Annotated in this window: 16 protein-coding genes; 8 read left to right on the top strand and 8 right to left on the bottom strand. The window is 72.0% G+C overall.

What is annotated here, in order from left to right:
• Positions 1 to 25: 25 nt before the first annotated feature.
• The 4 genes from ACIBAE_RS13100 to ACIBAE_RS13085 all read right to left on the bottom strand — a co-directional run bounded on the left by ACIBAE_RS13100 (position 26) and on the right by ACIBAE_RS13085 (position 6370).
• Positions 26 to 781, bottom strand: coding sequence for a hypothetical protein (locus ACIBAE_RS13100; protein WP_399284550.1), 756 nt, complete (start codon positions 779 to 781; stop codon positions 26 to 28).
• Between the two features lie 334 nt (positions 782 to 1115).
• Positions 1116 to 1301: a hypothetical protein gene (locus ACIBAE_RS13095; RefSeq protein WP_399284548.1), complete on the bottom strand. Its 186-nt coding sequence runs from the start codon at positions 1299 to 1301 to the stop codon at positions 1116 to 1118.
• Between the two features lie 344 nt (positions 1302 to 1645).
• Positions 1646 to 4669: a BTAD domain-containing putative transcriptional regulator gene (locus ACIBAE_RS13090; RefSeq protein ID WP_399284546.1), complete on the bottom strand. Its 3024-nt coding sequence runs from the start codon at positions 4667 to 4669 to the stop codon at positions 1646 to 1648.
• A 198-nt stretch (positions 4670 to 4867) separates the two neighbouring features.
• Positions 4868 to 6370 carry a CehA/McbA family metallohydrolase gene (locus ACIBAE_RS13085; protein ID WP_399284545.1) on the bottom strand — a complete coding sequence of 501 codons (1503 nt, stop codon included), beginning with the start codon at positions 6368 to 6370 and terminating at the stop codon, positions 4868 to 4870.
• A 450-nt stretch (positions 6371 to 6820) separates the two neighbouring features.
• Here ACIBAE_RS13085 and ACIBAE_RS13080 point away from each other — a divergent pair, with 450 nt between their 5' ends.
• Both ACIBAE_RS13080 and ACIBAE_RS13075 read left to right on the top strand, forming a co-directional pair.
• Positions 6821 to 9469 (top strand): bifunctional FO biosynthesis protein CofGH, encoded by a 2649-nt coding sequence (locus tag ACIBAE_RS13080; protein WP_399284543.1) that lies wholly within the window; start codon positions 6821 to 6823, stop codon positions 9467 to 9469.
• A gap of 112 nt (positions 9470 to 9581) precedes the next feature.
• Positions 9582 to 10697, top strand: coding sequence for an ADP-ribosylglycohydrolase family protein (locus ACIBAE_RS13075; RefSeq protein WP_399284541.1), 1116 nt, complete (start codon positions 9582 to 9584; stop codon positions 10695 to 10697).
• Positions 10698 to 10770: 73 nt separating this feature from the next.
• On the opposite strand, the gene ACIBAE_RS13070 is transcribed toward ACIBAE_RS13075, so the two are convergent.
• The 4 genes from ACIBAE_RS13070 to ACIBAE_RS13055 all read right to left on the bottom strand — a co-directional run bounded on the left by ACIBAE_RS13070 (position 10771) and on the right by ACIBAE_RS13055 (position 15485).
• Complete coding sequence (locus ACIBAE_RS13070) at positions 10771 to 12453, bottom strand: sodium:solute symporter family protein (protein WP_399284540.1); 1683 nt, start codon at positions 12451 to 12453, stop codon at positions 10771 to 10773.
• A 549-nt stretch (positions 12454 to 13002) separates the two neighbouring features.
• Entirely contained in the window at positions 13003 to 13203 is a 201-nt protein-coding gene (locus ACIBAE_RS13065) for a DUF397 domain-containing protein (RefSeq protein ID WP_399284539.1), read from the bottom strand.
• Positions 13204 to 13452: 249 nt separating this feature from the next.
• The gene (locus ACIBAE_RS13060) at positions 13453 to 14310 is read right to left on the bottom strand and encodes a helix-turn-helix domain-containing protein (RefSeq protein WP_399284537.1); all 858 of its coding nucleotides are present in this window, start codon (positions 14308 to 14310) and stop codon (positions 13453 to 13455) included.
• Positions 14311 to 14744: 434 nt separating this feature from the next.
• Positions 14745 to 15485: a GPP34 family phosphoprotein gene (locus ACIBAE_RS13055; RefSeq protein ID WP_399284536.1), complete on the bottom strand. Its 741-nt coding sequence runs from the start codon at positions 15483 to 15485 to the stop codon at positions 14745 to 14747.
• Positions 15486 to 15683: 198 nt separating this feature from the next.
• Here ACIBAE_RS13055 and ACIBAE_RS13050 point away from each other — a divergent pair, with 198 nt between their 5' ends.
• The 6 genes from ACIBAE_RS13050 (at position 15684) to efeB (ending at position 24465) form a co-directional block, all read left to right on the top strand.
• Positions 15684 to 17894: a serine hydrolase gene (locus tag ACIBAE_RS13050; RefSeq protein ID WP_399284534.1), complete on the top strand. Its 2211-nt coding sequence runs from the start codon at positions 15684 to 15686 to the stop codon at positions 17892 to 17894.
• A 265-nt stretch (positions 17895 to 18159) separates the two neighbouring features.
• Positions 18160 to 19962 carry an MFS transporter gene (locus tag ACIBAE_RS13045; protein WP_399284532.1) on the top strand — a complete coding sequence of 601 codons (1803 nt, stop codon included), beginning with the start codon at positions 18160 to 18162 and terminating at the stop codon, positions 19960 to 19962.
• A gap of 140 nt (positions 19963 to 20102) precedes the next feature.
• A complete protein-coding gene (locus ACIBAE_RS13040) occupies positions 20103 to 20762 on the top strand; it encodes an SCO family protein (RefSeq protein WP_399284531.1) in 660 nt (219 codons plus the stop codon).
• Positions 20759 to 21229 carry a copper chaperone PCu(A)C gene (locus ACIBAE_RS13035; protein ID WP_399284529.1) on the top strand — a complete coding sequence of 157 codons (471 nt, stop codon included), beginning with the start codon at positions 20759 to 20761 and terminating at the stop codon, positions 21227 to 21229. Before ACIBAE_RS13040 ends, ACIBAE_RS13035 begins: the two co-directional genes overlap by 4 nt.
• A 14-nt stretch (positions 21230 to 21243) precedes the next feature.
• Entirely contained in the window at positions 21244 to 23163 is a 1920-nt protein-coding gene (locus ACIBAE_RS13030; protein ID WP_399284527.1) for a copper resistance protein CopC, read from the top strand.
• A gap of 42 nt (positions 23164 to 23205) precedes the next feature.
• Positions 23206 to 24465, top strand: coding sequence for an iron uptake transporter deferrochelatase/peroxidase subunit (gene efeB / locus ACIBAE_RS13025; protein ID WP_399284686.1), 1260 nt, complete (start codon positions 23206 to 23208; stop codon positions 24463 to 24465).
• The last annotated feature ends 22 nt before the right edge of the window (positions 24466 to 24487 follow it).

Below are 24487 nucleotides of genomic sequence, written 5' to 3'. Positions count from 1 at the left end.
GCGGCGGCAGCGGCACCGGTGTCGGTCACCGGGGCGGGTTGTCCCGGCGCGGATCCGCGTCGTCGTACCCGGGCCCGACGGTGCCGAGGGTCTGGGTGTCCTCGTCGGGGTGCGACCGGTCCCGCTCGGACGCGTAGGGGTGCGCGCCGTACGGCCCGGAGTCGTACGGCCCGGACCCGTACGGTCCGGACCCGTAGGGCTGGGCTCCGTAGGGCTGGGCTCCGTAGGGCTGGGCCCCGTTCTGGTGGGATCCGTACTGCTGGGATCCGTACGGCCCGGCTCCGTAGGGCGGGTCCCAGTCCTGCGGCGCCGGGCCGTCCGGGACGGGGACCATGGGCGGCAGGTCGTCCAGCGAGGGCCGTCCGTACCGTCGCCGGCCGCTCATCACCACTGCGGCCAGGAGGAGTACGAGCCCGCCGCCGAGGGAGTACGCGACGCCGAGGCCCAGGCCCCCGCCGTGACCGTCCACGCTGAGACTGCCCGCCGCCATGCCCTGACGCACCATCCAGAGGATGGTGAAGCCGAGGACGACGAGACCGGCCAGTGCCACCGGCGGCCGTGAGCGCAGCGCCACGCCGATCAGGGTGACCAGGGCCGCGAAGGCGACGGGCAGCAGCAGGGATTCCCCGAGAGCGGCGCTGTTGCCGGTGACACCGTTGAACAGGTCGGCGACGCGGATGTCGCTCCCGTGCCGGCCGTCGTACCAGGCACGGAAGGGACTCAGTACGGCGGCGGCCGCTCCGGCGAGAGCGAGAACCGAACCGATGACGTTGCGGACCATCGCCCGCCTCCTTGCCTGTACCGGCCTGTACGGAATCCCGCTCCGCTGCCGACGCTACGCCGGGTGCCTGACCGGCGCCATGCGGCACACGCGGTCTCCGGAAGCCGGGCTGTCACTCCCCGCCCGCTGTCGGGGTGTCGACAGCGGGACGGTCGGAGGGCCGATGGACACCCCGAAGAACGGGACCCTCGTCCGGGCGGGCGCAGCGAGCGCGTACATCACGAACTGCTCGCGTGACGCGGGCCGGAGGGGGAGCCGGTGGCGGACATGCCGCGACCGCGGTGGCTCCCCCTCCGCGCCACCGCGGTCGCTCCCCGTCCCGGAATGGTCTGATTCAGGCGGGTTCGCCCGTGGCGTGGATGTCCGTGACGGTGGCTTCGCCACCCGTGGCGTGGATGTCCTTGGTGGTGAGGTCGCCACCCGTGGCGTGGATGTCCTTGGTGGTGACCTCGCCCTTGCCGGAGCCCGCGTGGGCGTCCTTCGGCTCGACGGCCGGCTTGGCGCTCTTGTTGTCACTCATGCCCGTCAACTCCCTCTTCCTTGCGCTGCGCGATGGATGGAGATACTCGCAGGCGGCTCCCCCGAGGCCGCCGGCGAGCATCTCAGGACTGTCCAGATCGATGCGACAGCTCCGTGCCGCCCCGTCTGCCCCCCGACGCGACGGTGCGACGTACCGCAAGAATGGCGGGTGGCGATAAACGAACGATGAACGCCCCCCGCTTGCTTGTTCGCCCCGCCTGCCCGCCTGCCCGCCTGCCGGCCTGCCCGCCTGCCCGCCTGCCGGCCCCGCCTGCCCGCGCCCGCCCGCCCGTCGGCACGCGGCCGTGACCGAGGAGACCCGGGCGGCCGTCGCCGCGGCGGGACTCACGAGGCCGTGACCGGTGACAGCAGCGCGCGCACGGAGGCGGCTTCCGGCGCGTCCAGTTCCTCGTAGAGGGTCAGCGCTTCGCGCCGGCAGACCTCGGCCCTGCCGGGCTGCCCGATGCCGTCCAGCGCCCGGCCCAGCACGGTGAGCACGTTCGCGCGCCGCCACGCGCCGCCGATACCCCGCAGGACCGTCAGCGCCATCTCGGCGTTGACCGCGGCCTGCGCCGATCGGCCGGCCGTCAGGTCGACCTCGGCCAACCGGAACAGCGCCATGCCCTCCCACAGCCGCTGGCGGCTGTCCCGGAAGACGGCCAGGGCTTCCTGGAGCCGTTGGGTCGCCAGGGTGAGCTGGCCTCCCTGGGTGAGCGCGAGCCCGAGCGCGTACCGGCCGTTCGCCCCCCGCAGGGAGTGCCCCAGCCCGTCGTAGACGTCGATGCCCTCCTGGGCCAGGGTGACGGCGCTCGTGGTGCGTTCCGTCGCCAGGTGGATACGGGACAGGTTGCAGAGGGCGCTCGCCTCGCCGGCCCGGTCGTCCGCCCGGCGGAACCCCTCGATGGCCTGCGTCAGGTGCTTCTCACCGTCGGCGTACCGGCCCTGGAAGAGCGCGATGACGCCCCGGACGTTCGCGGTCCAGCAGCCGGGCAGCGGGTCCCGCGCCGGTTCGGTGAGCCGGTGGGCCTGGTCCGCCGCTTCGTCCGCGCGGTCGAAACGGCCCACCATCTGATGGACGTTGGCCAGAATGACGAAAGCCCTGGCCTCGGTCCGCTTGTCGCCGGTCGCGTGCGCGGCCTCCCGCAGGAGCGCGGCCGCCTCCCCGTACTGCTTGGAGTTGGCGCCCGACTCCGCCAGGTCGGCGGAGGCCCACAGAAGGTCGACCGCCCGCCGCAGGGTCAGCGGGTCGGGCGACTGGCGTACGCAGGCGAGCAGGCAGTTCGCCTCCGTGTACAGCCAGTCCTGGGCCGCATGGCGGTCCGTGAAGCTCAGCCCCCGGTCCTCGGTCACCTCAAGGTGCTCCACCAGCCGGTCGCCCGGCCGCTCCAGCGCGTACACCCGCGCCGCCGTGGCCAGGTAGAAGTCGAGCAGTCGCGACAGCGCCGACTGCCTTTCGGCCGGGGTCTGTTCGTCCCGTTCCGCGCAGGCGCGGGCGTAGAGGCGTACGAGGTCGTGGTAGCGGTAGCGGCCCGGTGCGGCGGACTCCAGGAGCGAGGTGTCGACGAGCGATTCCAGCAGATCCTCGGTCTCGTGCGGCGGCAGGTCCAGGACGGCGGCCGCCGCGGCCAGCGACATGTCGGGGCCGTCGGCGAGGCCGAGCAGGCGGAACGCGCGCGCCTGGGCGGGCTCCAGCGCTCCGTAGCCCAGCTCGAACGTCGCCTTGACGGCGAGATCGCCCGTCTGGAGCTCGTCGAGCCTGCGCCGTTCGTCCGCGAGCTTCGCGGCCAGGACCGAGACCGTCCAGGTGCGGCGGGCCGCCAGGCGCGAGGCGGCGATACGGATCGCCAGCGGGAGGAAACCGCACGCGCCGACCACATCCAGCGCCGCCTCGCGCTCCGAGGTGACGCGCTCCGTGCCGACGATCCGGGTGAAGAGCTGGAGGGCCTCCTCCGGCGACATCACATCGAGGTCGACCAGATGCGCGCCCGCCAGATCGACCATCCGGCCCCGGCTGGTGACCAGCGCCGCGCACCCGGGCGTGCCGGGCAGCAGCGGGCGGATCTGGGCGGCGTCCCTGGCGTTGTCCAGCAGGACCAGCACCCGGCGACCGTCGAGCGTCGAGCGGTAGAGCGCGGACCGCTCGTCCAGCGAATCGGGGATCGCGCTCCCGGGCGTGCCCAGCGCCCGCAGGAACGCCCCCAGGACGGCCTCCGGCTCGGCGGCCCGCGCGCCCGCGCCCTGCAGGTCGACGTACAGCTGGCCGTCCGGGAAGTGCGGCCGCGCCTCGTGCGCGACCCGTATCGCGAGGGTCGTCTTGCCGACGCCCCCGATCCCGGCGAGCGTGGAGACCGCCATCACGGACTCCTCGGCGCTCGCGAGCCGGTCGCCCAGCTCCCGTACGAAGGCGGCGCGGCCGGTGAAGTCCTCTACCGTAGGCGGGAGTTGTGCGGGGCGGACGACGGTGTGGGCCGGCGCCGGCTCCTCGACCGGGCGGGCCAGCTCGGCGTCGGCCCGGAGGATGCGCTGCTGGAGCCGCGCCAGCTCGGGGCATGGGTCGACGCCCAGCTCGTCGGCGAGCAGCCGGCGGGTGTCCGCGTACACCGCGAGTGCCTCGGCCTGCCGCCCGCTGCGGTACAGCGCCAGCATCAGCAGCTCGCGCAGCCGCTCACGCAGCGGGTGCGCCGCGGTCAGTGCGGTCAGCTCGGAGACCGCCTCCGCGTGGCGGCCCAGCTCCAGGTCCAGATCGAGCCGGGTCTCGGTGAGCTGAAGGCGCCATTCCGCCAGCCGGGCGCGCTGCGTCTCGGCGTGCGGTCCGGGTACGGAGGCGAGTGGTTCGCCGTCCCACAGCGCCAGCGACTCGACGATCAGCGCGCCGGCCCGGGAACGGTCCCCGGCGGCGCGCGCCTTTTCCCCGGCCAGGACCAGTTCCCGCGCGACGTTCAGGTCGAGGGCGTCCGGCGCGGTCCGCAGGGCGTACCCGCCCGCCTCGCTGACCAGCACGTCGGGGGAGAGGACTTTGCGGAGCCGGGAGGCGTACGTCCGCAGCGCGGCGAGCGCCTGGGGCGGAGGGTCGTCGCCCCAGAGGGCGTCGATCAGCTCGCCGGCGGTGGCGGTGCGGCCGTCGCGCAGCAGCAGGGCGGCGAGCAGGGCGCGCTGCTGGGGCGACCCGGACGACAGCGCGTCCCCGCCACGCCAGGCGCGTACGGGCCCGAGCACGCTGAAGCGCAGTCCGGCGGCGCCGGCGGTGCTGCCGATGTCGAGGCTGTTGCTGGTCGTGCTGGTCGTGCTGGTCGTGCTGGTCGTGTTCGCTTTATGTGGCGCGACCGGAGTCCGTTGCTCCGGTAGGTGCGGCATGCCGTCTCGGTCCATAGCTCCCCCTGCCCCCGCTACTGCCGGTATCGCCTTCGACAGTCTGCCTTGTCGGAGGGGGGCGCGTCAGCACCGGACGACAGACAGCGCAAGGGACGGACGGGACGTGAGAGGAAGCGGACGCCGCGTCAGATCGACGGCGGCCGGGGGCGGATGGGACCCGCCCCCCGGCCGCCGCCCGTTACGGGCCTTCCCGCGCTACTCCCCGAGGAAGACCGGGTTGGTGAACGCCGCCAGCGCTCCCGGCAGGCCCGGCACCGTCGGGGCGTGCCGCACCTCCGCGCGTACGTAGGTGGCGTACGAGGGGGTCGTGCGCCATTCCACCGTGCCCGCACCCGACGCCGGCAGCGTGACGGTGTGCGGCGTGCCCTGGTCGGTGACGAAGTGGGCCGTGCGGCCCGGGGCGCCGGTGACCTCCAGCCGTACGGTCACCGGGGTGTCGGCGCCGGCCCGCAGACGGTCGCCGATACCGGCGTGCTCGCCCCGGCCGCCGGTCGCGCCGAAGGCCAGCGAGACCTTCGCCGACTCCGCCACATAGCTGTGACCGGCGCGGATGCCGGCCAGGATCGCGTCACGGCTCAGGTCGTCGGCCAGGACGACGGTCTGCGGGGTGCCGATGGCGTCGGGGTCGCGGTGGGCGTCGCTGTTGCCCATCGCGGGCGTCCACGCCCGGCCCGAACGGGCTCCGGATACCAGGGCGTTGTCCCAGGAGGCGAGGGCGATCTCGTCCTCCGGGGTGTACGGGCCGTTCCACACCTCCACCGCGTCGGCGTCGGCGAAGCCGAACTTCCAGTTGCAGCCCAGGCAGGTCGCGTTCGGATGGGCGGGCACGACCAGGCCGTCCGCGCGGCGGATCTGCCGGGCGTAGTGGCCGAAGCGGTTGTCGCGGGCACGGTAGCGCCAGTCGACGAACGTACCGGGGTCGGTACCGATGGCGAGGACGTGGCCGTTGCGGGTCGTGATCTCCTCGCCGGTGAGGATCAGCAGGTCATCGCCCCACAGACCGGCCCAGGCGCGGTGCGCCGAGTGGGTGTTGTGGTCGCTGCCGTTGATGAAGTCGAGACCGGCGGCGCGGGCGAGCGCGGCGATCTCGGCGGGGGTGCGCTTGCCGTCCGAGTGCAGGGAGTGGATGTGGCAGTCGCCCCGGTACCAGGCCCGGCCGCGCCCCCTGGCCCGCTCGGGCGGGTGGACCGGTGCGGGGGTGCTGCCCGGGACGCCGAAGCGCAGGGTGACGGTGACCTCGTACGACAGGCCCTCCGGGGCGACGGTGTACGGCGCCAGCGCGATGTGCCAGGTCCCGGCCCGCACCGGACCCGCGATATAGCCGGGGGTGGCCTCGTCCGCGCGCAGGAAGAACCCGGTACGGGCGCCGCCCGACCAGCCCCGGAAGCCGCGCCCGCCGAGCGCCGTGCCGCGCTCGTCGAAGATGCCGATGTCGAGAGCGTTGCCCTGGGTGCCGGCGGGGACGGCGGGCCGCTCGTACGCGTACGCCACATGGATCTCGCTGACCCCGCGCGGGACCTCGACGGGGAGGTGGACGAAGTCGGGGGAACCGGTCGGCAGGATGCCGCGAACGGTCCTGGTCTGTTCGCCGCCACCGGCGCTGTCACCGCCGCCGGCGGGCGCGGCGTTCGCGAAGCTCACGGTACCCAACGTAAGCGCGGCGGCGGCTCCCGTCACGAGGAGCCCCCGCCTGCCCATCGCGGGGCCGGAGCTGTCTGCTGCGTGGCCTGTCTGGTCTGCCTGAGCTTCCCGGTCTGCGTGCTCCGCGTGGGCTGCGTGGGCTGTCCGGGTTGTCCGGTCTGTGTGGTCGGGGTGGTTCTTGCACATGCCTGCGGCTCCAAGAACGTCGTGGGGGGAGAGGCGAGCGGGCGTCCGGGTCCGTGCACCCGAACTCTCGTATTCAGCCGTGAACCGGCCTGTGGGGGAAGGGGGTTGGCGGGCGGCGGGCACCTGCCCGGGGCCTCGCGCCGGACGCCCCGGGCACGCGCGCCGCACGGTCGGGGCGCGCCGCCGCAGGCGATGGCCGGACGCCGGTCGGGGGGCCGGTCGGGCGCCGTGACCGGTGCGCGCCGCAGTCGGAGGCAGCCGGTCCGGCGCGCGTACCGCCCGTCTCCGGTCGGGCCGTGGCGCCGAACGTATCCTCAGAGAATGACGACGCGCGTGCCTGAGGAATCCGGGACCGGACGACCGACCCGAGCCGCCGGACCGGACGGTCCGGCGGGCCCGGACCGGCCCACCGCCAATGCCATGCGGCGGGCGCTCAAGCGCGCGCGGGACGGTGTCGCGCTGGACGCCGCCGAGGCCGCCGTGCTCCTCCAGGCGCGCGGCGACGACCTCACCGACCTCGCCGCATCCGCCGCCCGGGTCCGGGACGCGGGCCTGGCGGCGGTCGGGCGCCCCGGCGTCATCACGTACTCCCGCAAGGTCTTCATCCCGCTGACCCGGCTGTGCCGTGACAAGTGCCATTACTGCACCTTCGTCACCGTCCCCGGCAAGCTGCGCCGGGCCGGCCACGGCATGTTCCTGTCGCCGGACGAGGTCCTGGAGATCGCCCGCCAGGGCGCGGCCATGGGCTGCAAAGAAGCCCTGTTCACGCTCGGCGACCGGCCCGAGGACCGGTGGCCGGAGGCGCGCGAGTGGCTGGAGGCGGAGGGGTACGACGACACCCTGGCGTACGTCAGGGCCATGGCGATCCGGGTGCTGGAGGAGACCGGGCTGCTGCCCCACCTCAACCCCGGCGTGCTGTCCTGGACCGATCTCCAGCGGCTCAAGCCGGTCGCGCCCAGCATGGGCATGATGCTGGAGACCACCGCGACCCGCCTGTGGTCCGAGCCCGGCGGCCCGCACCACGGCTCCCCGGACAAGGAGCCCGCCGTACGGCTGCGGGTGCTGGAGGACGCGGGCCGCTCCAACGTCCCGTTCACCACCGGCATCCTGATCGGCATCGGGGAGTCGTACGAGGAGCGCGCCGACTCCCTCTTCGAGCTGCGCAGGACGGCCCGCGCCTACCACGGCATCCAGGAAGTCATCGTCCAGAACTTCCGTGCCAAGCCGGACACCGCGATGCGCGGCATGCCGGACGCGGAGCTGGAGGAGCTGGCGGCGGCCGTCGCCGTGGCCCGGCACATCCTCGGCCCGTCCGCCCGCATCCAGGCACCGCCCAACCTCGTCGACGCCGAGTACGCCCTGCTGATCGGCGCGGGCATCGACGACTGGGGCGGCGTCTCGCCCCTCACCCCCGACCACGTCAACCCCGAGCGCCCCTGGCCGCACATCGACGAGCTGGCCGCGAAGACCGCCGAGTCCGGCTTCGAGCTGCGCGAACGGCTCACCATCTACCCCGAGTTCGTCCAGCGGGGCGAGCCCTGGCTGGACCCCCGGCTGCTGCCGCACGTCCGGGCACTGGCGGACCCGGAGACGGGCCTGGCCAGGGAAGGCGTCAAGCCGTCCGGGCTGCCCTGGCAGGAGCCGGACGAGGGCTTCACCGCCACCGGCCGCACCGACCTGCACCGGACCATCGACACCGAGGGCCGTACCGGCGACCGCCGGGACGACTTCGACGACGTGTACGGCGACTGGGAGGCGCTGCGCGAGGCGGCGGCCCCCGGCATGGTGCCGGAGCGCATCGACACGGACGTACGGTCGGCCCTCGGGCAGGCCGCCGACGACCCCACGAAGCTGACCGACGCGGAAGCGCTCGCCCTGCTGCACGCGGACGGCCCCGCGCTGGACGCGCTGACCCGGATCGCCGACGAACTGCGCCGCGACGTGGTCGGTGACGACGTCACGTACATCGTCACGCGCAACATCAACTTCACCAATGTCTGCTACACCGGCTGCCGCTTCTGCGCCTTCGCGCAGCGCCGCACCGACGCCGACGCGTACACCCTCTCCCTGGACCAGGTCGCGGACCGCGCCCAGCAGGCGTGGGAGGTCGGCGCCGTCGAGGTCTGCATGCAGGGCGGCATCCACCCCGACCTGCCCGGCACGGCGTACTTCGACATCGCGCGCGCCGTGAAGGAACGCGTCCCGGGCATGCACGTGCACGCCTTCTCGCCGATGGAGGTCGTCAACGGCGCCTCGCGCACCGGCCTGTCGATCCGCGAGTGGCTGACGGCCGCCAAGGAGGCCGGGCTCGACTCGATCCCCGGCACGGCGGCGGAGATCCTCGACGACGAGGTGCGCTGGGTCCTCACGAAGGGCAAGCTGCCGGCGGCGACCTGGATCGAGGTCGTGAAGACCGCCCACGAGCTGGGCATCCGCTCCAGCTCCACGATGATGTACGGGCATGTCGACCAGCCCCGCCACTGGCTCGGCCACCTGCGCACGCTGGCCGGCATCCAGCAGGAGACGGGCGGCTTCACCGAGTTCGTGACGCTGCCGTTCATCCACACCAACGCCCCGGTCTACCTGGCCGGCATCGCCCGGCCGGGCCCCACGGACCGCGACAACCGCGCGGTCATCGCCATGGCCCGTCTGCTGCTCCACCCGCACATCACCAACATCCAGACCAGTTGGGTGAAGCTCGGCACGGAGGGCGCGGCGGAAATGCTCCGCTCCGGCGCGAACGACCTGGGCGGCACGCTGATGGAGGAGACCATCTCCCGTATGGCGGGATCGAGTTACGGCTCGTACCGCTCGGTCAAGGACCTCGTCGCCATCGCCGACGCGGCGGGCCGCCCGGCGAAGCCGCGCACGACGCTGTACGGCGAGGTCCCGGAGGAGCGCGTACGGGCGGCGGCGGCCTCGGACGGCCACCTGCCGGAGCTGCTGCCCCTGGTCGGCGACGGCGCCTGACAACTCCGCCTGCCCCGAACCGATTCGTCGGCGTGCTCCCTGAACTCAGCGTTCCTGTTCGATTACAGTGCTCGTCAGTTGCTCTGGGAGGCTCAGGGGAAGGGTGGGACGTGTGAGCACACCGACCGGGGCCCTGTGGGGGCGGGTCGAGCAGCAGGACTTCCGCAGCCGGGTGCGGGGGTGCCTGCTCGGCGGGGCCCTCGGGGACGCGCTCGGGGCCGGGGTCGCCGCGCTCACGTTCGGCGAGATCCGTGGCGCGTACGGCCCGGAGGGCGTGGTCGATCCGGTGCCCGCGTACGGCCGCCGGGGCGCTGTCACCGCCGCCACCCAGATGGCCCTGTTCACCGTGGACGGACTGATCCGCGCCCAGGTCCGCAGGGACACCGGAGCCTGGCACCCGCCCACCGATGTGCACCGCGCGCATCTGCGCTGGGCGGCGACCCAGCACGACTGGGGGCCCGACCTGCGGCGCGGGGACAACGGCTGGCTCGCGCAGGAGGAGTGGCTGTACGTCCGGCGTGATCCGCCCCGCTCCTGTCTCACCGGGCTGGGCGACGGGACCATGGGCACGCTCGACAAGCCCAAGAATCCCACCGCCCGCGACGCGGGCGCGCTCGTACGGTCCGCGCCCTTCGGGCTGCTCGTCGGGTGGGAGCCGCAGCTGGTGTGCCAGCTCGCCGTGGAGTGCGCCGCCCAGACCCACGGGCATCCGACGGCGTATCTCTCGGCGGGCGCCTTCGCCGTGATCACCCACGCTCTGGCGCGCGGCGAGACCCTGGAGACCGGTGTGGGGCGCGCTCTCGACCTGATCGCCGCGCACCCCGGGCACCAGCCCGTCACGGACGCTCTGCTGCGGGCGCTCGGCGCCGTACGGCAAGGGGTTCCGGATCCCGGCAGGGTCGCCGCGCTCGGTGCGGGGCACGCGGCGCAGGACGCGCTCGCCGTCGCCGTCTACTGCGCGCTCGTCGGCGAGGACATCCGCCACGGTCTCTGTCTCGCCGTGAATCACGACGGCCCCTCCGCCGCCACCGGCACGCTCTGCGGGGCGTTGCTCGGGACCCTGCACGGCGAGACGGCTCTGCCGCCCGCCTGGCTGGCCGAGCTGGAGGGACGGCCCACCGTCCTCGAACTCGCCGACGACTTCGCGATGGAGATGACCCAGGGCCCGTCGCTGCACGGTCCGGCGGTCGCGGCGTCCGGCTGGCTGGTCCGCTACCCGCGTGCCTGAACGGTCCTGCGGAGGGCCCGACCCGGGAAGGTGAGCCGGGCCCCCCGCGTGCGTACGGCCTCGTCCGCGTACGTCAGCCGTCCGAGCTCTCCCGGCCGCGCGCCTTCGCGTCGTCCGCCGTTGTGTCGCCCGTCTTCGCGTCGCCCGTCTTCGCGTCGCCGGTCTTCGCGTCGCCGGTCTTCGTCGTCGACGATTCCTTCACGCTCGCCTTCGCCTGCGACGGCAGCGTCAGCGAGGCGGCGGTCAGGTCCGAACCGTCTCCGGCGCCCTCGCCGTTGATCCGTGCCAGCAGCACATCGCGCTCCGCCGTGTCCTCCGGCTTCAGGAAGCCGATCACGATGTACAGCACGAGCGAGACGGCGAGCGGCACCGAGACCTGGTACTGCAGCGGCACCCCGCCGTCGACGTTCCAGCTGATCGGGTAGTTGACCAGCCAGAAGGCCAGCAGCCCCAGCGCCCAGCTGACGATCGCGGCCGTCGGACCCGACCTGCGGAACGTCTTGAGCAGGCCGAGCATGAACGGGATCGCGATCGGACCCATCAGCCCCGCCACCCACTTGATGACGACGGTGATGATGTCCTTGAACGTGGGCGAGTTGACCTGCGTCGCTATGGCCATCGACAGGGCCAGGAACGAGATGGTCGACAGCCGGGCCGCCACCAGACCGGCCCGCTCCGACCAGCCGCGCGCCGCCTTCGAGAGGGTCGGCGCGATGTCCCGGGTGAAGACCGCCGAGATGGCGTTGGCGTCGGAGGAGCACATCGCCATCGTGTGCGAGAAGAAGCCGACGATGACCAGGCCCAGCAGACCGTGCGGCAGCAGCTGCTCGGTCATCAGGCCGTACGCGTCGGAGGCGTCCGGCTTCCGCGCGTGGACGAGGAGCGGCGCGCACCACATCGGGAAGAACAGGACCAGCGGCCAGACGAGCCAGAGGACGGCGGACAGCCGGGCGGAGCGGGTCGCCTCGCGGGCGTTGGCCGTCGCCATGTAGCGCTGCGCCTGGTTCCACATGCCGCCGTTGTACTCGAAGGTCTTGATGAAGAGGAAGGCCAGCAGGAAGGTGACGGTGTACGGCCCCGCCGTCGGGTCGGCGTGACCGCCGGGCAGCTTGTCCCAGACGGTCCACAGCGCGCTGAAGCCGCCGAGCTTGCCCATGGCGGCGACGAGCATCGCGACCCCGGCGAAGAGCTGGATGATGAACTGCCCCAGCTCGGTGAGGGCGTCGGCCCACAGTCCGCCGACGGTGCAGTAGATGCCGGTGATGACACCGGTGATGAGGATGCCCTGGTTGAGGGAGATCCCGGTGAAGACGGAGAGCAGGGTCGCTATCGCCGCCCACTTGGCGGCCACGTCCACGATCTTCAGCAGCAGACCGGACCAGGCGAGGGCCTGCTGGGTCTTGAGGTCGTAGCGGTTCTTGAGGTATTCGAGCGGGGACGCGACGTGCAGCCGCGAGCGCAGCCGGTTGAGCCGGGGCGCGAAGAGCTTCGCGCCGATCCCGATCCCGATGGCGATCGGGAGCGACCAGGTCACGAAGGACGTGACGCCGTACATATAGGCGATGCCCGCGTACCCGGTGAACATCACCGCGCTGTAGCCGGACATGTGGTGCGAGATGCCGGACAGCCACCAGGGCATCTTGCCGCCGGCGGTGAAGAAGTCGCTGACGCTGTCCACGCGCTTGTGCGACCAGACGCCGATCGCGATCATCACACCGAAGTACGCGATGAGCACGATCCAGTCGAGGCTGTTCATGTGCCCCCTCCAGGGGTCCGCCTTGTGAACGTCGTAGCTCTTCGTCAGTACGTCCGATCAGCGGAGCCCCCGTGCGGGAGCGGGGACTTGGGGGATTGAACCGCCTGGCGCGGCGGCGGGTCAAGGGTTTCTGCGGTCATGAGTGTGAACGCAAGTCAGAAAGCCGAACGATTTTGCCCGTTCTTGACTTCACAGGGCATTGTCGTGAACGCGACGACCGCCACACGATGAGCGGGCACTTCGTCAGGCTCCGGCGATGGCTCCGGCGATGGCTCCAGCCATGGTTCCGGCGATGGTTCCGGCCACTCCGGCCGTGGCTCCGGCCGTGGCTCCGGCCATACAGAGACGACCGCCCGGGATGCGGGTCCCGAGCGGCCGAGAGGGGGAGTTCACAACCAACTGTCAGAGTTGTTCGGAGCCCGGGCATGGCCGAGCCCCCTCGGCCAGGACGGCGAACCGGTCGAGAGGGCTCTGTGCGTGCGGGCTCCGCGCGGTGTGCGGGCGGCGCCGGCGGTACGGGTGATGGAGCGTCGTCCGGTCCCGGCCGGGTCAGAGCGCGCTCTTGCCCATTTCCTGCACGAACGCATTCCACGACGCGGGGACGAAGGAGATCGAAGGGCCTTCGGGGGCCTTCGAATCCCGAACGGAAATGGACTGGACGACGGGGGATTTGACCTCGACGCAGGCGCCGTTTCCGCCGGAGTAGGAGGACTTGGTCCACATGTCCGTAGCACCCTGAAGAATTGCCATGATCGCTCCGGTTCAGCAAGTGATGTGCATGAGCGCCAACTTCCTGCTGGCATGATCGACGCTACTCGCCTCACTCCACGGGCGGGACGGGCGTTCACTCGTGCGGGTGGCTTGCCGCAGAGGAGTCTTCCGCGTCGGGCGGGGTGAGGTGTACCGTGCCCTCGCCCTCGGCGGGAATATGGATGTACGGGGCATGTCCGACCAAAGTGGCGGGCGGCCCGGAGTATCGTCACGAGCCACCCGCCGGCCTCAGCGGGCGTATTCCTTGGCGATATCCGAGATGAACTGCCGCGTCTGATCGGCATTCAGGGCCTGGGCCCGCAAATGCTCGTACATCACGCTGTACCGCTGCACATCCGCGGCCTTCTCCAGATAAAGATCGCTTGTCACGCCCTCGATGTAGACCACGCTGGAGTCCGCGGCATCCGGGAATTCCAGAATCGCGTAGTGCCCGCTGATCCCGGGGTGCGCGCCCATGTCGAAAGGCAGCACCTGCACGGTCACATGAGGGAGCTGCGACTGCTCGACGAGGTGCTCCAGCTGCTCCCGCATCAGCTGCCGGTCGCCGACGACCCGGCGCAGCGCCGACTCGTCCACCACGGCCCAGAGCCGGAGCGGCTCCTCGGGTGCGTTGACGCGGTCCTGGCGCCGCAGTCGTACGCCGACACGCTTCTCGACGTCCGGCGCGGCGGACTCGGGCAGCGCGCCATTGATCAGCGCCTCCGCGTACGGGCGGGTCTGGAGCAGGCCGGGGACGACCTGCGGCTCGTAAACCCGCAGCGAGGCCGCGTCCGTCTCCAGCCCGATGTACACGCTGTACGGGATGTCGCCGAAGGCGTGCCACCAGCCCTGCTGGCGCGAGTCCTTGGCCATTTGCATCAGCGAGTCGACGATGCGCTCGTCGGCCACTTCGTACACCCCGCACAGGTCGCGGACATCGCGCTGGCTGATCGAGCGACGACCGTTCTCCAGGCGGCTGATCTTCGACTGGGAGACCAGCAGGCGCTCCGCCACCTCTTCGGCCGTCATGCCTTTGAGTTCGCGAAGCCGGCGCAACTCCTGGCCCAATCGGCGTCGCCTGACGGTGGGGTTGACGTTGGACGCCACGGAAACTGCACCTCCGGCTGCGTTGCTGTACGTATCTACTGCTCAGCAGACTGCCACCAATGGTCCCAACTGCGCTGGAAAATGGCCACAGAGGCGAACGCGCCGGTGGACGCGCCGATGTGCGCGCCGGAGCGCGCGCTGGGCGCCCGGGGCGGTTCCAGGCGTCCGGGAGCCGTGTCGCGGGCTGTCCGGGTCGCCGGCGGCGGCAGGGGCTGTCAGGGGGCGTCCGAGGCCGCCCGTGCGGCCGCGTCGCGGTCGGACCGACAACGCAACGCGCGGGGCGGCCCATGGAACAGGCTGCCCCGCGCGTCCTGTGCGGCTCCCGGACCGGGTCTGGAGACGTCGGTGCGGCGGATTGCGGTGTGGTGCGGTCGTGCGGTGCTGCGGTCCTGCGTGGTGCGGTCCTACGGGCCCAACCAGGTCCTACGGGTCGTTCAGTGCGCCGCGACGCGCGCCATGCCGCCGTGGTGCGGCTGCATCGGCACAGCGGCCGCCCGGCCGCCACCCGGAGCGCTGGCGGCGCCCTGGGCGGGGTTACGGCGCTGCTGCGCGCCCACGCCGTTCGACACGTCCATGACGGCGTGCGCCACCAGGCCACCCATCGGGTCGTGTCTGATCAGGTCCCGGAGCCGGGAGCGCGATGAGCGCCCCTCGTTGCCGGGGTAGAGGTGCTTGCCGAGTCCGACCGCGTGGGCCAGTGCGGCGAGCGCCGCGGTCCGCGGGTCCGGCGGTACGCCGGTGCGGATCGCACTGTCCAGCCGGGACCTGATCTCCCGGCTGATCGCCGTCTCCGTCGCCTGGTAGCGAGTCGTCGGCAGCACTCCGCACATCTGGCCCGCCACGGCATGCACCATGCCGCACCGCTCCAGATGTGAGAGGTAAGTCTGACGCAGCCCCAGGCGGGGCCCGCCAATCCAATGGACCGCCCGGACCGGGCTGCCGCGCCTGCGCAGCAGTTCCAGTGCGGAGTCCAGAGTCGGATCTCCGGTCGGCCGTGGCATCACCACGGCGATACGATCCCCGTCTGGGGCTATCCGTCCTGCCAGAGCCAGCTCCACTAGCTGTGCTCCGGCCAGGCCGAGGTCGAGCGACTGCGGCTGCGCTGTGGTACCCGTGGCCGGGTCCAGAGCGAGCAGCAGAAGCTCCTCCGGAATTGTTCTGCGGCTCCTGCCCATCCATGCCTCCCCGCGTGGATGAATGACAGGGTGACCCCTCTCACATTGGTCTGTCGAGAGCGCCTGGGTGCTTTGTACGGGAACCATGACGTATGTCGTTCTCGTCTCTTGGCAGGGCCGAGGTCCCAGAGCAGGACACTGATAGATGGTTCGGACAGTGCGGCAGGTCGCATGAGACATGGATACGAAGGAGACGCGGTGGCGGGCGAGTCCCCCGGCAAGTCGGATCAGCAGAAGTCCTCGGGGGAGGCGACAACGGCGGACCGCGACCCGCGCCTCGTGGTCCGCCGCGAATCAGCGGCGGAGCCGGCCGAGACGGTGCAGGCGGCCGGGACAGCGGCCGGGACAGCGGTGGGGGCAGCCGGGGAGGTGGAGCGACAGCAGGCGTCGGCAACGGTCGCAACCGCAAATCGCCCCGAGGCGCCGGAGGAATCCGGTAACGAGAACGACGGCGACGACGAGCCGTCCCGCACGGTCCCTTCCTGGGCCAAGCCCGAGGCGCCCGAGGACGGCACGGACTCGGACTCGGATGCCGACGCCGATGCCGTCGCCGGTATGGACACGGACACGGACACGGACAGCGATCAGCACGCTGACCCGACCGCCAAGGCTGACGTACCCGCCAAGAGCGACGTACCCGCCAAGGGCGACGTACCCGCCAAGGCTGACGTACCCGCCAAGGGCGACGTACCCGCCAAGGCCGACGCGCCGCCGGTCGACCAGCCCACCACCGTGTTCAGGGCGATCAAGCGGCCGCCCGTCGATCAGCCCACCACCGCGCTCAAGGTGATCCGGCCGTCCGAGGCCACAAAGCCCGAGAAGGCGGCGGAGCCCGGGAAGGCCGGGCAGCCCGGGAAGGCTGAGAAGACCGAGCCGGAGACCAACCCCGAGAAGCGGGACCAGGCGGCGGCAAAGGCTGGGACGGAGCCCGAGGCCAAGGCCGAGACGCCGGCGGAGCGGACCAGTACGTTCATACCGCTGCGGCGCGACGACGCGCGGCCCGCCGACGTGCTGCCGGAGACGGCCCCATCCGTACCTTCCGTACGGACGCCTGAGGCCACCCCCGCCGCCCCGCTGCCCGCGCTCAGCGGCGGCGAGCGGACCCGGCAGCAGCCGATGCCGCCCAAGCCGCCGCTCGATCTGCTCGCCGAGCTGACCAACACGCCGCCCCCGCCGGAGACACCGGTCCGTACGACGGTCCGGCGGGTCAAGATCTGGACGCCGCTCGTCCTGCTCCTGCTGGTGATCTTCGCGGTCGTGCAGGCCATGCGGCCGCTGCCCGCGCCGGTGCTGACGAACACGGCGGCGACCGGCTACACCTTCGACGGTGAGAAGCCGTCGCTGCCGTGGCCAGGCGAGGGCCAGGGGCAGATGGCCGTGGCCGGGCTGGGGCCCGTCGGGGAATTCGGCGAACGGAAGCCCGTGCCGATCGCCAGTGTGACCAAGGCGATGACCGCGTACATCGTCCTTCAGGACCACCCGATGAAGGCCGGCGGGGACGGCGCCACCATCTCGGTCGACGCCACGGCCGAGAAGGAGGGCGGCTACGACGAGTCGGGCAACGAGTCGACGCTCAACACCATCAAGGAGGGCGACAAGCTCTCCCAGAAGGACGCCCTGAGCGCCGTCATGATCCCGTCCGCCAACAACGTCGCGCGGCTGCTCGCGCGGTGGGACGCCGGTTCGGAGGAGGCGTTCGTCGAGAAGATGAACGCCACCGCCCAGCGGCTGGGCATGAAGGACACGACGTACACCGACCCGTCCGGCCTCAAGGAGACGACGGTCTCCACCGCCGCCGACCAGGTGAAGCTGGGCCTGGAATTGGTGAAGATCCCGGCGCTGGTGGACATCACCAGGCTGCCGTCCTGGACCGACCCGTCCGGCAAGGTGTGGCGCAACTACAACACGCTGGTGCCCTACGACGGCGCGATCGGCATGAAGACCGGGTCGACCACCAAGGCGGGCGGGAACCTGCTCTTCGCCGCGAGGCAGGAGGTCGACGGCACGGAGCAGTACATCGTCGGCGCCATCCTCGGCCAGCACAAGTCACCGATCATCGACACGGTCAACGCCGTCAGCAAGGAAGCGCTGCTCGCGACGGAGAAGATCCTGGAGACGAACACGGTCGTCAAGAAGGGCTCGGTCGTCGGCTACGTCGACGACGGGCTCGGCGGCCGGACCCCCGTCGTCACCACCAAGGACATAAAGGTCGTCGGCTGGTCCGGACTCCGGGTCGAGCTCGGCCTCGGCGCGCGTGCGGGCGAGCAGATCCCGCACTCCGCGAAGGCGGGCGCCGTGGTCGGCGAGCTGACGGCGGGCAGTGGCCCCGGCAAGGTCTCCGCCCCGGTCGCGCTCCAGCGGGACCTGGCCGAGCCCGGCTTCGGCACGAAGCTGAAGCGCGTCGGCTGACCTGAGCCGGTGACGCCGGGTGGCGCCCGGCGACGACGGGTGACGCCGTCATGGGCAGCCGGCCGTCGGCGGCGGCGTACGGCAGGTGAGGGCGCCCACGACAGGGGCGCCCTCGCCGGTTGTGGCCGCGTGCTAGCGTCCCGAGACGAACATCTGGCGGGACGCCTTCCCCCGGCCTGACAGCAGCCGGCCCCACCAGCCGGCGCCACCAGGCGGCGGCGACGGGTGGACGGATGGTGAGACGGGAAGACGTGGGGGAGCCGCAGTGACCACCGCTGAGCCGACGCGCACCGATGGCGGTACGAGCCCCCACGGGTCACCGAACGCGGGCCCGCGCACCGGGCCGGAGTCCGGCGTCGGCCGCCGGTTGCGGGCCTGGGTGCTCGGCCACCCCGTGCTCTTCACCACCGTGGTCGCCGCCGTGGCGCACGTGCTGTGGTTCCTCTTCTTCGCGAACAGCGGCGGCGACCTCGCCGCCCAGGACGCCTGGGCCGAATTCGTCGGCCGCCACCCGGACTCCGCGTACAACCTCGCCTGGTACGGCGGGATGCACCCGGTCTCGTACAGCGTGGTCTCGCCGTATCTGATGTCGGTCCTCGGCGTCCGGACGACGATGATGCTCGCCGGGACCGCGTCCGCCGCGCTGACCGCGCTGATCCTGGTCCGTGTGCGGGCGGTGCGCAACCCGGTCGCGTGCGCGCTCGCGGGAGTCTTCGCGTACCTCTGCAACGCCCTGTCGGGGCGGGTCACGTTCGGGCTCGGCTTCATGTTCGCGCTGGGCGCGGTCGCGGCGGTGTTCTGCTGGCCGCACCGCTGGCGTACGAAGCGGTGGGCCAAGGGGCTCGCCGCCGCGCCCCTCGCCGCGCTCGCCACCGCCGCGAGCCCGGTGGCCGGTCTGTTCCTCGGGGTCGTCGCGGCGGCGCTCTTCCTCAACAAGCGGCGGCCGGGCGCGTACTCCCTCGGCCTCGCACCCGCCGCCGTGGTGGCCCTCTCGGCCTGGCTGTTCCCCTTCTCCGGCACCCAGCCGATGTCACTGGGGACGGCGTCACTGCCCTTCCTCTACGCGGTGTTCGTGTGCGTGCTGGTACCGGCGCAGTGGCGCACGGTCCGGGTCGCCTCGGCCGTCTACGGCCTCGGGGTGCTGCTGACCTGGGTGGTCGACTCGCAGATCGGGTCGAACGTGTCCCGGCTCGCGATGGTCATCAGCGGGGTGGTGCTGCTCGCCGCCCTGCCGTACACCGCCCCGCGCTCACGCCGCTGGTACGCCCTGGTCCTGGTGCTCGTCGGCTTCCATGTGTGGATCGGCTACAAGACGGTCGACGACATGGTGCGTACGGCCCCGGCGGCGTCCTGGAACCGCGAGCTGGCACCACTCGTGCACCAGCTGCAGCGGATCGGCGCGGAGAAGGGCCGCGTCGAGGTGGTCCCCGCCAGCAGCCACCGCGAGGCATCCGCGATCGCGCCGTACGTCAACCTCGCGCGCGGCTGGAACCGGCAGGCGGACATGGAGCGCAACCCCCTCTTCTACGACGACACCCTGACCTCCGACAACTACCGGGGCTGGCTGGACCGCTGGGCCGTGCACTACGTGGTGCTCCCCAAGGGAAGGCCCGACTCGGGCGCCGGTGCCGAGGCGGAACTCGTCCGGCAGGGCCAGCCGTACCTGAAGCACATCTGGGGCGACGCCAACTGGCAGCTCTACGCGGTCGACGACCCGATGCCGCTCGCCGACCCGCCGGCCACGGTGGACCGGGCGGGCGCCGGCGAACTGACGATCCATGTGAAGCGGGCGGGGCGGGTGCTGATCCGTATCCCGTACTCGCCGTGGCTCGGCCTGGTCGACGAGGCGGGCAAGAGCGTCGTAGCGCCGCAGGAGACGGAGACGTCCAAGGCGGACGAGGACGGGCCCCGGGTCTTCGACAACCCCAACGGCTGTCTGATGAAGGCGGAGGCGACGGAGGAGGGCGACGAATGGACGGAGCTCCTGGCACCCCGACCGGGCGTCTACCGGCTGGCCGCGCCGTACCAACTGCCACGCGGGACGGGCTGCCCGGAGGAACTGCGCTGACGAGCGGCCGCGCCGGTGGCCGGGGGGGGGGGGGGGGGCGCCCGGCCCCCCCCCCCCCCCCCCCCGGGGGGGGGGGGGGGGCCCCCCCCCCCCCCCCCCCGCGCCCGGAGCCCCGCACCTCACCACCAGGAAATACCGCCATGCGCAAGAAGACCCTGTCCGCCGTCACCGCGGCTCTCGCGGCAGCGGCCACACTCACCCTGACCGCCTGCGGCAGCGGCGACGACTCCGCCAAGCCGATCGCCGACATCCAAGCCCAGGAGAAGACGCAGGCCGCGACGGTGCTCGACCAGCCCTTCACGAAGCCGGACCTCGTCCTCACGGACACCCAGGGCAAGCCGTACGACCTCCGCGAGCGGACCCAGGGCAAACCCACACTGATCTACTTCGGCTACACGAACTGCCCGGACGTCTGCCCGCTGACGATGAGCAACATCGCCATCGCCAGGAAGTCCCTCGCCAAGGCCGACCAGGACAAGCTCCAGGTCGTCTTCGTCACCACCGATCCCGCCCGGGACACCTCGGCGGAACTCGCCAAGTGGCTTCCCAGCGCCGGCGATCCCTCCTTCACCGGGCTCACCGGCGACTTCTCCGCCATCCAGGCCGGCGCCCGGCAGCTCGGCATCGGCATCGAGGCGGCCACGAAGGACAAGGACGGCCTCGTCTCCTCCACACACGGCGCACAGGTCATCGCGTTCTCACCGAAGACCGACGACGGGTACGTCCTGTACGGCGAGGACGCCACGTCGGACGATTACGCCAAGGACCTCCCGAAGATCATCAAGGGCGAGAACCCGTGACCCGCCCCGCTCCCCTCACCCTCGCCGCCGGCCTCACCATCACGCTGGCGCTGGCGCTGACCGGCTGTTCCCCGGAACCATCCGCGTCGTCCGGCGGCACACCGGAGCTGAAGGTCAGCGGCGCGTACATGCCGCGGCCCGTCAGCGACCTCGCTGCGGGCTTCATCGTCGTCACCAACAGCGGTGGCGCCGCCGACAAACTCACCTCCGTCACCAGCGACATCTCCGACGACATCACCATCCACCAGACCGAGAACCAGAAAATGCGGCAGGTGGCGTCCTTCGACATCCCGGCCGGCGGCGAGCTGAATCTCGAACGCGGCGGCAGCCACATCATGTTCGCGAACCTCAAACAGCGGCCCGAACAGGACCAGAAGGTCAAAATCGAACTGCACTTCGAGAAGGCCGGCCCCATCAAGGTCGAGCTTCCCGTGAAGGAGACCACGTACAACCCGGCCCAGCACTGAGGGACTGAGACGCCATGACAACCACCGCCCCGCGCTTCGGAGCCACACCCCTGGTGCGGCTGCTGCTCGTCACCACGGTGCTTCTCGGCACCGTCTTCACCGTTCTCGCCGGCACGGCGTCGGCCCATGCCGCATTGACGGGGAGCACCCCCGAGGACGGGGCAGTGGTCGCCACCGCCCCCAAGGACATCACCCTCACCTTCTCCGAACAGGTCGCCATGGGCGACGACTCGATCCGTGTACTCGATCCGGCCGGCAAGCGCGCCGATACCGGGAAGATCCGCGATCTGGGCAGCGGAGGCACCGTCAGGTACGGCATCGCCCTGCACGCCGGCCTGCCCGACGGCACCTTCACCGTCGCCTGGCAGGCCGTCTCGGCCGACAGCCACCCCGTGTCCGGCGCTTTCACCTTCTCCATCGGCGCCCCCTCGAAGACCACCGCCACCGTGCCTCAGGAGGAAGCCGGCGGAGGAGTGGTCGGCGCCCTGTACGGCGCCGCCCGCTACGCCTCGTACGCCGGCTTCATCCTGCTCGTCGGCGGCGCCGCCTTCATCCTCGGCTGCTGGCCGCGAGGCGCCTCCGTCCGGCCACTGCAACGCCTCGTCGTCCAGGGCTGGGTCACCCTCACCGCGGCCACGCTCGTCCTCCTCCTGCTGCGCACCCCGTACACCGGCTCGGGCGAACTGGGCGACGCCTTCGACCTGAGCGGGCTCCGGGACGTCCTCGCCACCAAGGCCGGAGCGGCACTCGTCTCCCGGCTGCTGCTCCTCGGCGCCGCCGCTCTGTTCGTGGCTGTCCTCTTCGGCGCGTACGCCAAGCGGGGGACACCCAGGGACGAGGAGGAGAACAAGGAGAAGAAGGACCTCACCTTCGGGCTCGCCGTGGGCGGCACCGTCGTCGCCGCCGGAATCGCCGCGACCTGGGCGCTCGCCGAGCACGCCTCGACCGGGATCCAGCCCGGTCTCGCCATGCCGGTGGACGTCCTGCATCTGCTGGCGGCGGCCACCTGGCTCGGCGGGCTCACGGCGCTGCTCGTCGCTCTCTACCGGGCACCCTCCATCGAGAGCGTGGCCCTGCGGCGCTTCTCGCGCACCGCGTTCATCAGCGTCGTGGTCCTGGCCGCGACCGGGCTCTACCAGTCCTGGCGGCAGGTCGGATCCTGGTCGGCGCTCGGGGAAACGTCATACGGGCAACTCCTCCTGGTCAAGGTCGGACTCGTCGCCGTGCTGGTCGGGATCGCCTGGTTCTCACGGCGCTGGACGGCACGACTGGGACAGCGGACAGAGGTGGCGGCGGAATCGGCTGCCGGCGGAGAGACCGAGACCGTCGCCACGACGGCCGTGGCTGGTGACGCTGTACGAACTACCCAGCTCGCCCGCCAGAAAGCCGCGCTGGCGACCGCACGCCAGAAGCGTGAGCGGGACGCCGATCCCGAGCGATCCGGACTGCGCCGTTCCGTGCTGGCCGAGGCCGGTGTCGCCGTGGTGCTCCTCGCCGTCACGACCGTGCTGACGTCGACGGAGCCGGGCCGCACCGCCGAGCGGGAAGCGAGCCGGACGGGGGGCACATCCGCCCCCGCCCCCGTGACCCGGGGCCCCGTCGACCTCAGCCTGCCTTTCGACACAGGCGGCCGTAACGGCGAGGGCACCGTACGGCTCACCCTCGATCCGGGCATTTCCGGCACGAACCTGCTGCACATCTACGTCGACGGACCGGACGGGCAGCCACTGGACGTGCCCGAGGTCAAGGTCGCCTTCACCCTCACCTCCCGGAAGATCGGCCCGCTGCCGGTCGTCCCGGAGCGCTTCGCTCCCGGACACTGGAGCGCGGAAGGCGTACAGATACCGATACCGGGCGACTGGCGGCTCCAGGTGACCGTACGGACCTCTGACATCGACCAGACGACCGTGGACAAGAACGTGAAGATCGGCTGACCCACCGTGAGCGAGACCCGACAGGACCACGACGAACGCGACATGTCCCGGCGGCGGCTGCTCGGCACCGTCGGTGCGGCCGGCGCCGCCGGGCTGGCGCTCGGCGCGGTGGGCGGAGCCACCGCCTACGCCGCCGGCCGCCCCGATCCCGCGACCGCGCTGACCACCCTCGGCGCGGGCTCCGTGCCCTTCCACGGCGTACACCAGCCCGGCATCACCACCCCGGCGCCCGCCCGGGGCCATCTCATCGCCTTCGACCTGGCTCCCGGCTCCGGGCGCGCGGAATCCGCCGCACTGCTGCGCCGCTGGTCGGACTCGGCGCGCGCGCTCATGGCCGGAGAGAGTGCCGGGCCCGGTGACCACACCGGTATCGCCCTGGACGCCGGACCGTCCTCCCTGACCGTCACCTTCGGTTTCGGCCGTACCTTCTTCGACCGTACGGATCTGGTCCGGCACCGCCCCGCCGCCCTGGACCCGCTGCCCGCTTTCTCCGCCGACCAGCTCGACGCCGGACGCAGCGACGGCGATCTCTGGATCCAGATCGGCTCCGACGACGCACTCGTCGCCTTCCATGCCCTGCGCACACTCCAGAAGGACGCGGGCGCGGCGGCCCGGGTGCGCTGGCAGATGAACGGCTTCAACCGCTCGCCCGGCGCGACCGCACGGCCGATGACCAGCCGCAATCTCATGGGCCAGCTCGACGGCACCGGCAACCCCAAGCCGTCGGAGCCGGATTTCGACCAGCGGATCTTCGTACCGGCGACTCCGGCCACCGGTACTCCGGCCACCGGTACTCCCGCCGCCGCTGCTCCCGCCTGGATGGCGGGCGGCTCCTACGCCGTCGTACGGCGTATCCGCATGCTCCTCGACGACTGGGAGAAGCTCCCGCTCACCCAGCAGGAGCGGGTCATCGGGCGGCGCAAGTCCGACGGCGCACCGCTCACCGGCGGCACCGAGACGACAGAACTCGACCTGGAGCGGACCGGCCCGGACGGCGAACTCGTCATCCCCGCCAACGCTCACGCCCGGATCTCCGCCCCGGGGGCGAACGGAGGCGCCGCGATGCTGCGCCGTCCGTTCTCCTTCCACGACGGAATCGGCCCGGACGGGACCCCGGACGCGGGGCTGCTCTTCATCTGCTGGCAGGCCGACCCGCTCAAGGGCTTCGTACCGGTGCAGCGCAAGCTCGACCGGGGGGACGCGCTGTCGTCGTTCGTCCGGCATGAGGCGAGCGGGCTGTTCGCGGTGCCCGGCGGCGCGGGGAAGGGCGAGTACGTGGGCCAGCGGCTCCTGGAGTCATGAGCGCCGAGCCACGGACGCGGGG

Origin of the sequence: Streptomyces sp. NPDC051569, from assembly GCF_044454085.1 — a bacterium.
GTDB lineage: Bacteria > Actinomycetota > Actinomycetes > Streptomycetales > Streptomycetaceae > Streptomyces.
The sequence above is the reverse complement of the archived record's forward strand: the minus strand, read 5'-3'. Positions and strand labels throughout refer to the sequence as shown.

Coding starts and splice junctions, on each gene's coding strand:
- ACIBAE_RS13085 (WP_399284545.1), bottom strand. CDS start 6,370: ATGGGCAGGCGGGGGCTCCTCGTGACGGGAGCCGCCGCCGCGCTTACG.
- ACIBAE_RS13065 (WP_399284539.1), bottom strand. CDS start 13,203: ATGGCAATTCTTCAGGGTGCTACGGACATGTGGACCAAGTCCTCCTAC.
- ACIBAE_RS13040 (WP_399284531.1), top strand. CDS start 20,103: ATGCGCAAGAAGACCCTGTCCGCCGTCACCGCGGCTCTCGCGGCAGCG.
- ACIBAE_RS13080 (WP_399284543.1), top strand. CDS start 6,821: ATGACGACGCGCGTGCCTGAGGAATCCGGGACCGGACGACCGACCCGA.
- ACIBAE_RS13070 (WP_399284540.1), bottom strand. CDS start 12,453: ATGAACAGCCTCGACTGGATCGTGCTCATCGCGTACTTCGGTGTGATG.
- ACIBAE_RS13100 (WP_399284550.1), bottom strand. CDS start 781: ATGGTCCGCAACGTCATCGGTTCGGTTCTCGCTCTCGCCGGAGCGGCC.
- ACIBAE_RS13030 (WP_399284527.1), top strand. CDS start 21,244: ATGACAACCACCGCCCCGCGCTTCGGAGCCACACCCCTGGTGCGGCTG.
- ACIBAE_RS13095 (WP_399284548.1), bottom strand. CDS start 1,301: ATGAGTGACAACAAGAGCGCCAAGCCGGCCGTCGAGCCGAAGGACGCC.
- efeB (WP_399284686.1), top strand. CDS start 23,206: ATGTCCCGGCGGCGGCTGCTCGGCACCGTCGGTGCGGCCGGCGCCGCC.
- ACIBAE_RS13055 (WP_399284536.1), bottom strand. CDS start 15,485: ATGGGCAGGAGCCGCAGAACAATTCCGGAGGAGCTTCTGCTGCTCGCT.
- ACIBAE_RS13090 (WP_399284546.1), bottom strand. CDS start 4,669: ATGGACCGAGACGGCATGCCGCACCTACCGGAGCAACGGACTCCGGTC.